Source organism: Mycobacterium sp. NPDC050853, assembly GCF_040653875.1.
Taxonomy (GTDB): Bacteria; Actinomycetota; Actinomycetes; order Mycobacteriales; family Mycobacteriaceae; genus Mycobacterium.
The window spans coordinates 78926-93095 of sequence record NZ_JBFAGW010000009.1 but is presented as its reverse complement, the minus strand read 5'-3'; the positions used below and the strand labels follow the sequence as shown (position 1 = coordinate 93095).

Sequence of the window (14170 nt, the reverse complement as noted above, 5' to 3'; positions counted from 1 at the left end):
TGCCGGCTCATCCCTACTTCGGTCCGTGGAAGCCGCCGATTTTCTGTTCGAGCAGTTCGGCCAGCCGCAGCGGGGTGCGGTCCTCGAACATCGGGCCGATGAGCTGCACTCCTACCGGCAGACCTTCGGGGGAGAGGCCCACAGGTATGGCGGTGGCGGGCAGGCCGGGCATAGTCGCCAGTCCGGCCCAGACGAACTGGTCGACGAACGGGTATATGGCTCCGTCGATATCGATGCCCCGTTCCCCCAGATTCGGTTCGTGGTCGTGCGGGAACGCGGGAGTCGGCGTGATGGGACACACCACGACATCGAACTCGGCGAAGAGCCGCCGCCAGCCGTGGCGGTGCAGCTCGCGGCGGTTGTTCGCCTCCATCCAGTCGCGGTGGCTGAACACCGGGCCACGCAACCACGCCGTGTTAAAACCCCGTTCGTCCGTGTTCAGGGTGGCGGCGTCGGATCGCAGTTGTGCGTATCTCTCCACCGAATAACCTGCGGCGACGTTCGACGTCAGTAGTTCTATGTAGAGCGTCGCGGCCTCGGTCAGATCGGGCACCACCGGACTGCGCCGTTCCACGCCGGCGCCGCCCGCGAGAAGCGCGTCGGCGACTCGGTTCACGGCCGCCCGCACCGCGGACCCGGTCGGAATGAGTGGATGCTCATCGAGGACCAGGACACGGAAGTCGCAGAGCCGTTCATGGCGGGCGGGCGGCAGAGCCAGGTCGAACGCGACTCCACGAGTCAGTGGGTCCGGTCCAGCCATCACATCCAGCAGCAGCGTGAGGTCGCGGGCAGTGCGCGCCATCGGACCGACCACGGCCAGGTCACGGTCGGCAGGCAATGCCGGCGCACGCGGCGGGACCATGCCGCGGCTCGCCGCTAGACCGAGTGTCGGCTTGTGTGCATAAACGCCGCAGAAATGCGCGGGGGTCCGCAGGGAACCGGCGATGTCCGAGCCGATGGACAGTGCGCCGAATCCGGATGCCAGAGCAGCCGCTGATCCACCGGAGGATCCGCCCGGCGTGCGGCTGGGATCCCACGGGTTGTTGGTGGTGCCGTAGATCTCGTTGAAACTCTGCAGATCTTGCAGCATGAACGGCACATTGGTCTTACCGAGCACCACCGCCCCGGCTGCCTTGAGACGCGACACCTGCACCGCATCCTCGGTCGGTAGGTAATTCCTGTGCAGCGGCGCGCCCCACGTCGTGGGCAGCCCCGCGATGTTGTAAGACTCCTTGACCGTCACCGGAATACCGAGCAACGGCCCGTCTTCGCCGCGGGCGCGCGCCTGGTCGGCACAATCTGCGGCGGCCCGCGCGCGATCGAAGTCCGGCACACAGATCGCGTTGGTCACCTCATCGTCCCGCTCAATACGGGCGATTGCCTCGTCGGTCAGGGCCACCGATGTCACCGCACCGGTACGCAACGCGGTCGCAAGCTCTTCGGCCGACCGAAAACTCCACTCCATCAATCGGACGCTATCGGCCTGCCTCCGAGGACATAAAATGCCGCTTCGCGCAACGTCGATCGATTTCGAATGAAGGTCTTAGGGAACTGTTGCGCCGATCCGTACGACCTCTAGTGTCGAGGCTGTTCGGAATCAGGAGGCATCGGGTGAGAACTCAGCGGCACGACGCGGGGATCGAGGACACGCTGCGCGCTATCGAGCTGCGCGTGCTCGAGGACGTGTGGATGAGCCCCTCGCGACGGAGAGTCGCGCTGGTGGCGACTGTCGTCCTGGGTGTGGCCGCGGTGGGGCGTTGGTCCAATCTGGGTGCGCATGCCAGTCCGACCCTGCATGTCGACGCGGTGGTACCGGGGACAGCAGCCATGTTCCTGGTCGCCTGCGTGGTTTCGGCGGTGGCGCTGCGTCGCCGGTACTTCCGGTGGTGTTGCGCGGCGGCCTACACGGCGGCGCTGAGCACAGTCATCAGCCTGGCCGCATTGTGGTGGCATCAGACGGCGGACGGATCCGACCCGCTGTGGTGGACAGTGGCCGCGGCGCTTTCCGCTGCCACCTTGGCGCTCACGTGGCTCACCGTCATCCTCGCCCCATTGGAGGATTCTCAGCCCGATATGCGGGCCGGTGGTGTCTAGTCCGCTGCTGAAATCCCGCCGAGCGCAAAGGTTCCCGCCGGCAACCCGGTGATACACCATGGCGTCACGTGACTACCACCAGCGCGGCACCTGCCGTCCATGCGGGTGGACCGGCCGATAGGGGAGTCCCGAGTCCACGCACCGTCGCACTGAGCTGCATGGTCGGCACCACGATCGAGTGGTACGACTTCTACCTCTACGCGACGGCCGCAGCACTTGTCCTCAAACCGCTGTTCTTCCCGACCGTCTCGTCGACGGCCGGGACTCTCGCCTCGTTCGCCACCTACGCGGCAGGTTTCGGCGCCCGGCCCGTCGGGGCCGTGATCGCTGGGCATCTGGGGGACCGCGTGGGGCGCAAAACCGTTCTCGTCGGGGCGCTGCTGCTCATGGGTATCGCCACCGCGGTGATCGGTGTGCTGCCGACCTATGCCGAAGTGGGAGTCCTGGCACCGATCGCCCTCGCCGCCTTGCGAGTTCTACAAGGGCTGGCCGCCGGTGCGGAATGGGGCGGAGCAGCGCTGCTGGCGGTTGAACACGCACCGCCCGGCCGCCGCGGGCTGTTCGGCAGTTTCACACAGTTGGGTTCACCCGCCGGAATGCTCTTGGCCACTGGGGTCTTCGCGCTGACCCGTGCGCTCACCGGGTCCGAAGCATTTCTTGCTTACGGCTGGCGGATCCCCTTCCTCAGCAGCATCATCCTGGTGGCCGTCGGTCTGGCGATCCGCTTACGGCTGAGCGACTCGGCGGTTTTCGAGAAGGTGCGCGCGCGAGGGGAGGTGGCACGGCTTCCCGTCGTGGAGGTGCTGCGCACGCAGCCTCGTAATGTGTTGCTGACCACTGGCTTACGGCTATCGCAGATTGCACTGTTTGTGCTGTTGACAACGTATTCGCTGACCTACCTGCAAGACATATTCGGCAAGGACAGCCAAGTCGGGTTGACCTCCGTCCTGATCGCCTCGGCGATCGGCCTGCTGAGCACTCCCGCATGGTCCGCGCTCTCGGACAAGCTTGGGCGCCGGCCGCTCTATCTGTTCGGTGCCGTCGCGGGCCCGGTGGCATTGGCACTGTTCTTCCTGGCCGCCCGCACCGGGTCGGAGATCCTCGTCGTGCTGTCGATCGTTTTCGGGATCAACGTCGTCCACGACGCGATGTATGGGCCCCAGGCCGCATGGTTCGCAGAGCTCTTCGACACTCGCGTCCGGTACAGCGGGGCATCTCTGGGCTACCAGCTCGGTGCCGTGCTGTCCGGCGGATTCGCCCCGCTGATCGCCGCGGCGCTGCTGGCCGCGAATCACGGCAACCCCTGGCCCATCGTCGTCTACTACCTGGCGCTGGCGGCGCTCACTTTCGCCTCGGCACGTGCTGCGCGTGAGACCTACCGCGACCGGATCGGAGATTCACTGTGAGCAGGATCTATCTCAACGCCTTCGATATGGCGTGTGTCGGCCACCAATCACCGGGCCTGTGGCGCCATCCCGAGGACCAAGGGCACCGTTATCGCACGCTGAGCTACTGGACCGAGCTCGCCCGCTCACTTGAGACCGGCGGTTTCGACCTGCTGTTCCTCGCGGATGTGCTGGGCGCGTACGACGTCTACGGTGGATCACGAGACGCTGCAGTGGCCGACGCGGCGCAATTCCCGGTCAACGACCCGTCATTGGCCGTCTCGGCGATGGCGGCGGTCACCGAGACACTGGGATTCGGGATCACCCTGTCGCTCACCTATGAGCAGCCGTATGCACTCGCCCGCCGGCTATCGACCCTCGACCACCTCACCGAAGGGCGGGTCGCGTGGAACATCGTGACCTCCTATTTGGACAGTGCGGCAAGGAATTTGGGTCTGGACTCGCAGATACCGCACGACCGGCGCTATGACATCGCCGACGAATACCTGCAGGTCTGCTACAAGTTGTGGGAGGGCTCATGGGAGGACGGCGCCGTGGTGCGCGACCGCGAGCGAGGCATCTTCACCGAACCCGCCAAGGTCCACGACATCGCGCACCACGGGCGGTATTTCACCGTCCCGGGACCGTTTCTGTGTGAACCGTCCCCGCAGCGCACGCCGGTGTTGTTCCAGGCCGGCGCGTCCTCGCGCGGTGTCCGATTCGCGGCCGCCCATGCCGAAGCGGTGTTCGTATCGGGCCCGACCCCTGAGGTGGTCCGCGGGCCCGTGCAGGCTCTGCGTTCGGCCGCGGCCGAACTGGGCCGTGACCCGCGGTCCATCAAGGTGTTCACGATGGTGACACCGATCGTCGCCGAGACCCGCGAGCTGGCGGTCGACAAACTGCAGGAATATCGCCAATTCGTCAGCCCCACAGGAGCATTGGCATTATTCGGCGGCTGGACCGGAGTCGACCTGGCCGAGGCAGTACCCGACGAGCCGTTGCGCCACGTCGAGACCGATGCCAATCGTTCGGCCCTGGCCTCGTTCACGAAAGACCCGAACCGCACCTGGACAGCGCGGGAATTGGCCGAAGAGATCGGGATAGGCGGCCGCGGGCCGGTTCTGGTGGGCTCCGCCTCCGATGTCGCCGACGAATTGGAACGCTGGGTCGATGAGGCCGATGTCGACGGCTTCAATATCGCGTACGTCACGACTCCCGGAACTTTCACCGATTTCGGCCGCCTCGTCGTTCCCGAGCTGCGCCGCCGCGGCCGGGTGCCGCATCAGCGGGAGCGAACCACCCTGCGTCAGCACCTCGGCGGTGCTGGACCCCGGCTTGGCGGTGACCACCCGGGGACGTCGTACCGCCGGGCGAGGCTACCCGGCTGACCGAGTCGAGTGGTCGCCGAATCGATCGCTCAGCGCCACGAGCAATTGGTCGAGGGCAGCCAATTCTGCGCGCTTAGCACCGACGAGCCGATGCAGGCGGGAGAGGTTGGACGGCTTGCCACTCAGCCTTCTTCGCTCAAGAGAAGCCAGATGATCATCCAACTCTCGCTGGGCCGCCGAATGCAGATCGCCGAGGAGATCCTGGTAGTACTGCGCCTGCCGCGTTTCCGCATTCCGGCCGGGAAGAATCGGATTGACGACCGTGACCAGGCCGCTCACGGTTCACCGCCCATACTTCGCCTTACGGGTGTCGCTTCCATGCGCACACGCTAGAGCCGCACAATTTCCCGGACGCTGCCTCCAATTCACCGGGACATCTCAATCTGTTCACACGCCACCGGTTGCCCGCTGTGAGCAGCGCATCAAAGTATCTGGCGTACCGCCGTCAATCGCCGTCCGGCAGCGAAGCAACCATGTGTTCCCACGCCTGGTGAAGTCGCGCCGTGATCGGCCCCGTCTGCGTGATGGTGGTGACACACCGGTGACTGTGGTCGTACAGCTCCACCGAGGATGTCAGCCCCTGTGTGCCATGCGCGTATGTCACCCAGCTTTCGGCGATGAACACCGGGTCCATGGCGTACCGCGAGGCCCCGAAAATGACGGCGATATGTGCACCAGCCTGTTCGACCATCGCGGCGTGGCCGCGGTGCAGCTGTACGCAGCCGCCGCCGGGGACCGCGATCGTGAACGGCATGTCCACGTCCACCAGGTGCGCCAAGAGATAGGGGACCACCCCAGAGTCAATTTTGCGTGCACCGGTAAACGGGAGTATCCGGTAACGCCCGGGCGTGAGCGCGTCGAGATGGGTGAGCTGGTCGGTGTCACGCCAGTTGACTTCAGACCAGTCGGTGACGGGGAACGTTTCCGGAATCACCGCGGGCGCCAACTCAAGGGCACTCACCACCAGCCGATCCGAGAGCGGAGTGAGATAGGCGCGGTGAGTACCGGTGTCACCGACCATCGTCAGGCCGCGCGGGGCCAGGAACGCGTCGCGGACGAGCGCCGGATTCAGCCGGAGCGCGATGTACTCCTCATCGCAGCTGAGCGCCTCCCCGGGAAATGAGGGTTCAAGGTATTCGCCGGTATGGCTCAGCAGGGCGGCATCGTTCGCGGTGACCGCCACCACCGTGCCAAGGGCGGAGAGTGCTTCGGCAATGGCATTTGGCCCCGCGGCGATCCGCCGGGCGGGGCAATGCTCGCAGCGCCGGCCGTCAGTACACATCGCGGACGTACCGCTTTTCCCGCTTGAGCGTGTTGATGTATTCGGACGCCTCATCGGAGCTGAATCTGCCGTGCTCACCGACGATCTCGTGCAGCGCCTTGTCCACGTCCTTGGCCATGCGCGTCGCATCACCGCAGATGTAGAAGTGCCCGCCGTCCTGCAACCATGCGAACAGATCCCTGCCATGCTCACGCATCAGTGTCTGCACATAGACCTTCTCGGCCTGGTCGCGGGAGAAGGCCAGGTCGAGACGATCGAGAAGACCGGAGGCGTGCCAGCCTTCGAGCTCGCTCTCGTAGATGTAGTCATGGGCCCGGCGCCGATCACCGAAGAAGAGCCAGTTGCGGCCTCCCGCACCGCTCTGTTCGCGTTCCTGCAGGAATGCCCGAAAGGGTGCCACGCCCGTACCGGGGCCGACCATGATCATCGGAGCGTCGCCGTCGCTGGGCACCCGGAATGACTTGTTGGGCTGCAGGAAGATTCGCGCATCGCCGCTGCGGTCGGCCAGGAAGGTGGAACACACGCCGCCGCGCTCACGACCCAGGCTCTGGTACCGCACACTGGCCACCGTCAAGTGGATGCGGTCCGGGTGGGCCAGCGAGCTCGACGAGATCGAGTAGGCACGGTGCGGCAGCGGCTTGAGAAGGCCCATGAACTCCTCGAGGCTCAGCGCGTCCCCGCCGATACGAAGGATGTCCAGAATGTCCTTGCCGTACAGCCAGGTGTCCAGCACCTCCTTCACCCCGCCGCGCAAGGCGTGCGAGAACTCCTCGCTCTCCGCACGGCTCTCCACCTCGCTCAACAGATCTCGCGACGGTGTGCTGATCTCGTAGCGCCTGCCCAGCAGCTCGCCCAGGGGCTCGCCGTCGACGAGGGTGCCGGCGGAGACACGGAAGTGATCCGTGATCGCCTCCACCAGTGCCGGGTCGTTCTCGGGGATGACAGCCAGGGCGTCACCCGCCTCGTAGACGATGCCGCTGTCGGCGAGCGCGAACTCGTAGTGCCGAATCTCTTTGTCCGAACCCGCCCGTGAGAGCAACCGGTTGACCCGTACCTCCGCCGGGAACGGGTTCTTCCGGGTCCAACCGGAGCGCACCACGATGCTCGGCGGGGGAGTTCCCGGGCCGCCACTGGCTCCGGCCAAGGTGACCAGGCTCCCCACCGCACCCAGGACCCACTCGGCGGCCTGCGCCTCGTAGTCGATATCGCAGTCGGCGCGCCCGACCACACGGCTCGCGCCCAACTGCTCGAGCCGTGTATCGATGAGTTTTCCCGCCTGACAGAACCCGTCGTAACTGGTGTCGCCGAGCGCCAGCACTCCGTACGACACCCCTTCCAGGCGCGGCGCCAGCGTCGAAGACAGTGCTTCCCAGAATAATTCGGCGTTATCGGGCATCTCGCCCTCGCCATAGGTAGACGTGACGATGAGGACGTATTTCAGTCCGGCGAACTCATCGAGAGCGATCTCGTCGAGTCCGCTGACCGTCACGTCGAATCCCTGAGCCTTGGCGGCCGCCGCGGTATCGCCCGCCACGATCTCGGCGTTTCCGGTTTGGGTGCCGTACAAGATGCGCAGCGGTGGACGCGGAGCCGTCAGGTCGGCGGTGGCCGATGGGGGTGGCGACGCCAGGTTCATCGCGAGGCGGGAGTGCAGGCCCGCCAGGAAACCCGAGAGCCAGGCTCGCTGGTCCTCGTTGAACGGGGCGTCTTCGGGAATGTATGCGATCTTCATGGCTTCTTCACGTGGTCTGGAGGGCGGGACCGGATAGGGCGACGACCGGCAGTGCATGATGCGCGAAAAGCTCTTCGAAGGAAGGCAAGCGGCCGATCTTGTCGATGTTCTTGGCACTCTGGTGCAGGATCCAGCCATAGGTGCCGGGGCTGTCCATCGACAGCACGTTGCGCTGGCTCAGCGCGTCCTTGTAGTCGGTGAGCCGCTTGTCCGCGATGAGCACGGCCAGGTCCTCGTCGGTATGTCCGTCGATCGCCTCTCGCGCGTACTTCTGCAGCTTCTGAATCAAGAAGAAGTCCTCGGTGAGCACGAGATTGCGTACCGCCCTGCCGATCCGCGGATCGGTCACGTCCGTGACGTTCGGCATCCGGGACAGCGCGAGCTGCTGGGCCATGTTCAGCACCGTGTAAGTGTTGAGCAGCGCGTACATGCCCTCGGTATCGGTCTCACCGTATGCGGGCACCGAACCGCCGAGGACATCGCGCTGGTCACGGTAGGACAGCTTGAATTTGTGCACCTGGTAGCCGGCCAGGGCCGCGGTGAGCTCGTCCAGGAGCTCCTTGCGCGTCTTGCCCTGCAGAATGGCGTCGGAGTCCTGGTACTGCAACAGAGCCCGCGACATCGTGTAAACGAGGTGCTGCCGGGTGATCTGCCAATCATCGAGCAGGGCTTGGCCTCGCGCCGATCCGGTGGCCTCCACATGCCATTGGAGCAGGATGCGCGCGGCGGCCTCGTGGAACGGGGCGTCGGTGACGGGGAGTACCAGCACCGAGTCGGTGCTCACCTTGGACGGCAGTTGGCCTTGCGGGTCGTACTGGTAGAGGAACCCGCCGCTCATCCCGTTGGCGACGCCTTTACCAAAGCCGCCGATATTGAGCACCGCGCCGTTTGTCATGTATTCGCACAGGAATTCGCCAACGCCCTCAACCACCGCGGTCGCACCCGAGTTCCGGACCGCGAAACGGTCCCCGGCCTGTCCTTCGACGAAGAGCCGACCTCCGGAAGCACCGAAGAGGGCGAAGTTCCCGATGAGGACATTGCCGCCGTGAGTGCCCGAACCGCCGCCGGGTGAGCGCACCGTGATCGTGCCGCCACAGGCGCTCTTGCCTACGCCGTCGTTGCAGGTGCCCGTGTGCGTGAGCACCATGCCGTCATTACAGAAGACGCCGTAACTCTGGCCGGCGGAGCCGGTGGTCGTGACGATGACGCTATCCGGCAACAGATATCGACGGCCACGCTCGTCGGCGGCGACCGCCGATCCATCGCCCCCCCGATAGTTGAGCGTCCGCTCGATGTCGATCGCCAGCTGCCCGCCCACACTCTTGTTCTGGTTGGTCAGCTGCAGGGGCGGCAGCATCACGCCATCGAAATCGAGCTGGTCGGCGAACCGGTCGTCCACCGAGTAGTCCTTTTCCATATACACGGGGTTATCGACCACGAATTCTTCTGCCACCGCCAGCATTCGGCGCAGGTCGAGCCTGCCGATACTGGAGGGATGGTCGAGTAGGTGCAGCAGATCGCTGCGCCCGCGCGCCTCGCGCAGTGACTTCATGCCTAGCGTCGCCAAGATCTCTCGCACTTCGTGCGCGATGTTCAGCAAGTACTGCGCAAGCGCACGCGGATCACCCTCGAAAACCTCGGCATTGGTGGTCAGCCCGGCTGGGCACTTGATATTGCAGTTCTTGGCCATTACGCACTTGAGCATCATCAGTGCGGTGGTGCCGAACTCAAAGCTGTCCGCCCCAAGCAGCGCCGACTTGATGACGTCACTGGCGGTCTGGTGTGCCCCCGAGCAGCGCAGCACCACCTTCTGCCGGATACCGTTGGCGCAGAGCGCCTGATGGACCTCGGCGACACCGATCTCTGCCGACCTGCCCGCATATTTGAGACTCGTCACGGCCGCCGCACCGGTTCCGCCGGTGTTCCCCGCCACGTTGATGACATCGGCCCCGGCCTTCGCGACACCCACCGCGATCGTGCCGATGCCCTCGGAGGACACCAGTTTCACGATCACCCGGACACGGGCCGCCTTGCAGTCGTGGATGAGCTGAGCCAGGTCCTCGATCGAGTACGTGTCGTGATGGGGTGGGGGAGAGACGAGTTCAACACCGGGGGTCCCACCGCGCGCTGCCGCGATCTGAACGGTCACCTTTGGCGCCGGAAGCTGGCCGCCTTCACCGGGTTTAGCGCCTTGGCCGATCTTGATCTCCAGCTCCTGGAGCATCGGGTCGGCAAGATATCCCGCCCACACCCCGAAACGGCCCGACGCGAATTGCTTGATACGGGAGCCGCGGATGGTGCCATACCGGCTGATGTGCTCACCGCCCTCACCGCAGTTCGACAAGCCGCCGACCAGGTTGGTTCCGTGAGCCACCGCCTCATGCGCCGGGGCCACCAACGCGCCGTGGCTCATGGCTCCCGAGGTGAGGGCGGGCGTGATCTCGCTGGCCGGTTGCACCACAGGCAGCGGAATCGATTCCGGCGCTGTCCTGATCTTCGCCAGGTAGCTCCCGGCCTGGCCCGTCGCCCGCAGCCTCAGTTCACCGTCGATGATCTCCTGCCCGGTGATCTCGCCGCCGAACCTCGCACGCAGCGAGGCCGCAAGCGCGGTGAGACGCTCGTGGGTGTGGGAGAGTCGTAGCACGAAATCATCACCCGCCTGCCGACAGGACAGCCCCCGCACCTGAAAGTCGTTGTTCCCGAAACGGGCGAACTGGCCCATTTCCCTTCGGAATTCGGCGGCCGTGCGCACGAAGTTGACGTCGGCGGGAAGCGCCAGCACATCACGCAGCGCCGCCGGGCGCCGGGTGCGTTCGGTGTTCATCGATCGGACGAAGTTCCGGTACCCGGGAGTGATATCGAAGCTGTCGACCGCGCGCGCAGGAAGTTCGTCGAAGCTGTTGTTGCGGTAGGCATCATCGTCCAGGCCGAAAGCACCCTCGAGCTGGTGCAGCGGCAGCAGCCTCAAATAGGCCGGGTCAGTCATGCCGGGGTTCTCGGGCCGCGCTTCGTCGCCGAACGAAATCGACTCCTCGGTCATGTCCACGAACCCGCGCACCGCCGTCGTGCCGTAGGAGTGGCCCGCCCCCTCGGCCCGTTCCTTGAACAGACCGAGGAGCGGAACGTCCTTCTCTCCCGTTACCGCGAGTGCCCGCGCATGCCAGTCGGCAACGCCTGCCGCCAGCGTGGAGAAGCCGACACCGGCCACCGGCGACATGACGTTGGGGAAATACTTGCGCAACACCGAATCCGCGGTGTCCAGGTAGTTGGGCTCGAAGAACTCCCCGCCAATGTAACTCTCGACGGTACAGAGGCCGACCCTGCCCATCGTCTTCATCAGCGACTTTTCGGCGGCCTTGGCGAAATGCTTGAATGCCTTGACCGCGTCGTCTACGTCAGTTCCGTACTTCTCCTCTGCCCGCATCTGCACCGCCAGCGGATACACCGCGGAGGCACCGAATCCCAGCACTGCGGCCACGTGGTGCGAGGAGCACAGCTGACCGCTTTCAGCGATCAACGAGACGCGCAACCGCAGGCCTTCCTCGATCAGCCGTTGGTTGATGGCGGAGATCACGATGATGAGAGGCATCGCCGCGCGGTCACGCGAGACGTGGCGATCGGAGATCACCGCGATACCGCCCGTCTCCCGCGCGAATTCCTCTACCGTGTCGCATAATTCGTCGATCGACTGCACGAGCCGATCGGAGTTAGACACCGCATCCGAGAGATCAACCCGGTAGCGCATCCCGAAGCGCCGGACCGGGGTGCGGTGCTGATCCCGGATCTTGAGCATGTCGAGATGAGTGAGGATGGGGGAGGGCACCACGATCTGCGGGGCGCCCTGTGCGCCGCTGTTCGGTTTCGCCCCGAGTGCGACGCGCAGGGTCATGCCGTCCGCTTCGCGGATGCTGTCCAGGGGCGGGTTGGTCACCTGCGCGAACCGCTGCGAGAAGTACTTCGCAACGCCGCCTTCCTGATTGGAGAGCGCGTTGATGGCTGCTCCGTACCCCATCGCGGAGATCTTCTCCTGGCCGGTGGCCAGCATTGGGTCCATCAGGAACTTGAAGCTCTCCTGGTTGAGCGAGTAGGCCACATACCGCTGGTGGCGGTCGAGGTCACCGTCGTAGCGCGCCGGTGAGCCCTGGTCCACGGGGGAAACGTCCGGGAGATCCGCGATATTCACCCGGGCCCGAGCCAGCATTTGTGGGTAATCATGCCGCGCCGCAAGCATTTCCAGCGCATCGATGGTGCCGTACGACCGGCGCTCGCTGTGGTCGTAGTACAGCATGCCGCCCGCTTCGATACGGCCTCGCTCGAGCACCTCGGCAGGGTCGAAGTACACCTGCCCGGCCTCGGACATCACACCCAGGTACTCGGCCGTCTCGACGGTACGCAGGGGCCGCAGGCCAAGCCGGTCCAGGCGCGCACCAATGATGTTGCCGTCACCGAATATCAGCGCAGCCGGCCCGTCATTCTTCTCCTCGTAGAGGCTGAAGTACTCCAACATGGCGGTCACCCGCGGCGACAGTGTCGTGTCGTTCTCCCACGCCGGCGGCATCATCGCGACGACGGCGGTGACGAGGTCGAGATCATCCTCGAGGACCCGGCTCTGCAGGGTCTGGTCCAACCGGCAGCTGTCCGATTGCCCGAGGGGACGAATGATCGCCCGATTACGCGCACGCGCCATCGCATTCTCCGACAGGCGGTTCTTCTTGTCCGTGTTGAGCTCGCCGTTATGTGCCATCAACCGGAACGGCTGGGCCATGGTGGCATTCGGTGCGGTGTTCGTCGAAAAACGAGTGTGGAAGAACATCGAGTGCACTTCCATGCGGGGATCGGACAGGTCGCTGAAGTAGGGGACTACCTCGTTCGAGTTGAGCCGACCCTTGAGCACCTGGGTGCGGGTGCTGAGCGAGAGCGGGTAGAGCCCCAGCAGTTCCGGGCGCGTGTAGGCGGTGGCCTCGATCGCCATCAGCGCCTCGTGCGTCTCGCGGTCGGAATCAGAAAGGAACACCCACTGCCGAACCGGCAGCTGGTATTTGACGGCTGCCGGGCGGATCGCGCTGTTGTCCACCGGCACATCACGTTTGAGCAGAATCGTGAAACCCTGCGCCAGCAGTGCCTGCTCGATCACCGTTTCGGCCTCGGCGTGGAACGCCGGGTCGTTGGGTAGGAAGAAGTTACCCACACCGAACTGTCCAAGTCTCAGTCGCGGGTTGCCCGTCAACTCGGAGAAAAAACGCAGGGAAAGGTCAAGATTGACGCCGGCACCGTCACCGACGCCCTCGGAGGACATTCCCCCGCGGTGCGGCACCGCGCACAGCGCCTCGTGGAGTTTGCGCACGACATCATGTGTCTGAATGCCGTCCTTGCGGGTCAGGAAGCCGACGCCGCAGCTACTTTTCTCCTGGTCCTGGTCATACAGCCCGTTCAGCCGATTCTCCTCACCCAGCGCCGCGCACGGCGTATCCAGCGTGTGACGTTGGGTTTCTCGTTCGTTGAGCGAACCCGCCCTGACCAGCATTCCGCTTGGTCTCGAACCGACAGGGAGCTGATGACCGGCTCATTGAGGTCAGTTAAACCAAGCCTAGCCTAAGTACATCAAGTCGGATAGCTGCAGGGACATTCGTCACACCGACACCAGGTGTATCGAGGGCCTTCGGAATCAACAGACGCCACCGGCCACGCGCGGGTGAGAACTGCCGGTCAGTAGTTAGTGCAGGAGGTGGCTACCTGGTTGATCAGGACGGTGTATTCCTGAACCGCAGGCATCCCTCTGACCTCGTTGACCATCTGCTGACGCTTGACCCGCGGAGAGGCCACAAACTGCTGTAGCCACGCTCCGGCGATCGGGTTGGCGTTCACCTGTTGCGCCGCCTCGGGCGACTGCGCGTTCAATGCCGCCATGATCTGCGGGTACGTGCACGTGGTGTTGACGATGGCACTCACGTCAGGTTCCGCAGACGCAATCCCACCACCCGCGACCAGCGACAGCAGCACCGCGCCAGAACCAACAATCAACTTCGCCGTCAAGGCCATTTTCGTTTACCTTCCGCCACATCCCCGACGTGCATATCGACCATCGATGGGATTCCGTTACTGACCACGCTAGCAGGACCTGCAGAGTCGTTAGTCCTGCGAACTGCCGCACCTTCGGCTCCAAACAGTTGCTCTGCCAACACGACTGACCCCGCACGGCGTGATCCAGCACACGTATGTACGGGCGAAAGTCACTCAGAGTGGGGCTATTGGTCCATGGAGGCCATGCGAGGCGGTCAATAGCGTTGGA

Annotated in this window: 9 protein-coding genes; 3 read left to right on the top strand and 6 right to left on the bottom strand. The window is 64.8% G+C overall.

Annotated elements, in window-relative coordinates; genetic code table 11:
- Nucleotides 1–13: 13 nt before the first annotated feature.
- Nucleotides 14–1465 (bottom strand): amidase, encoded by a 1452-nt coding sequence (locus AB0H22_RS22790; RefSeq protein WP_358149206.1) that lies wholly within the window; start codon nucleotides 1463–1465, stop codon nucleotides 14–16.
- Between the two features lie 146 nt (nucleotides 1466–1611).
- Between AB0H22_RS22790 and AB0H22_RS22785 the strand changes: the two genes are divergently transcribed.
- From AB0H22_RS22785 to AB0H22_RS22775, 3 genes are all read left to right on the top strand, one after another.
- A complete protein-coding gene (locus AB0H22_RS22785; protein WP_180750190.1) occupies nucleotides 1612–2094 on the top strand; it encodes a hypothetical protein in 483 nt (160 codons plus the stop codon).
- 158 nt (nucleotides 2095–2252) lie between these two features.
- Nucleotides 2253–3500 (top strand): MFS transporter, encoded by a 1248-nt coding sequence (locus AB0H22_RS22780; RefSeq protein ID WP_180750378.1) that lies wholly within the window; start codon nucleotides 2253–2255, stop codon nucleotides 3498–3500.
- On the top strand, nucleotides 3497–4867 hold the full coding sequence (locus AB0H22_RS22775) for an LLM class flavin-dependent oxidoreductase (protein ID WP_358149203.1): 1371 nt from the start codon (nucleotides 3497–3499) through the stop codon (nucleotides 4865–4867). Before AB0H22_RS22780 ends, AB0H22_RS22775 begins: the two co-directional genes overlap by 4 nt.
- On the opposite strand, the gene AB0H22_RS22770 is transcribed toward AB0H22_RS22775, so the two are convergent.
- The 5 genes from AB0H22_RS22770 to AB0H22_RS22750 all read right to left on the bottom strand — a co-directional run bounded on the left by AB0H22_RS22770 (nucleotide 4856) and on the right by AB0H22_RS22750 (nucleotide 13920).
- On the bottom strand, nucleotides 4856–5146 hold the full coding sequence (locus AB0H22_RS22770; RefSeq protein ID WP_180750192.1) for a hypothetical protein: 291 nt from the start codon (nucleotides 5144–5146) through the stop codon (nucleotides 4856–4858). The genes AB0H22_RS22775 and AB0H22_RS22770 overlap by 12 nt on opposite strands.
- A 166-nt stretch (nucleotides 5147–5312) precedes the next feature.
- Nucleotides 5313–6149, bottom strand: coding sequence for a hypothetical protein (locus AB0H22_RS22765; protein ID WP_358149200.1), 837 nt, complete (start codon nucleotides 6147–6149; stop codon nucleotides 5313–5315).
- On the bottom strand, nucleotides 6139–7881 hold the full coding sequence (locus AB0H22_RS22760; protein ID WP_180750194.1) for a sulfite reductase flavoprotein subunit alpha: 1743 nt from the start codon (nucleotides 7879–7881) through the stop codon (nucleotides 6139–6141). The genes AB0H22_RS22765 and AB0H22_RS22760 overlap by 11 nt, the downstream gene beginning before the upstream one ends.
- A gap of 7 nt (nucleotides 7882–7888) precedes the next feature.
- Nucleotides 7889–13315 (bottom strand): glutamate synthase-related protein, encoded by a 5427-nt coding sequence (locus AB0H22_RS22755; RefSeq protein WP_180750379.1) that lies wholly within the window; start codon nucleotides 13313–13315, stop codon nucleotides 7889–7891.
- Between the two features lie 272 nt (nucleotides 13316–13587).
- Nucleotides 13588–13920: a hemophore-related protein gene (locus AB0H22_RS22750; RefSeq protein ID WP_180750195.1), complete on the bottom strand. Its 333-nt coding sequence runs from the start codon at nucleotides 13918–13920 to the stop codon at nucleotides 13588–13590.
- Nucleotides 13921–14170 lie beyond the last annotated feature (250 nt).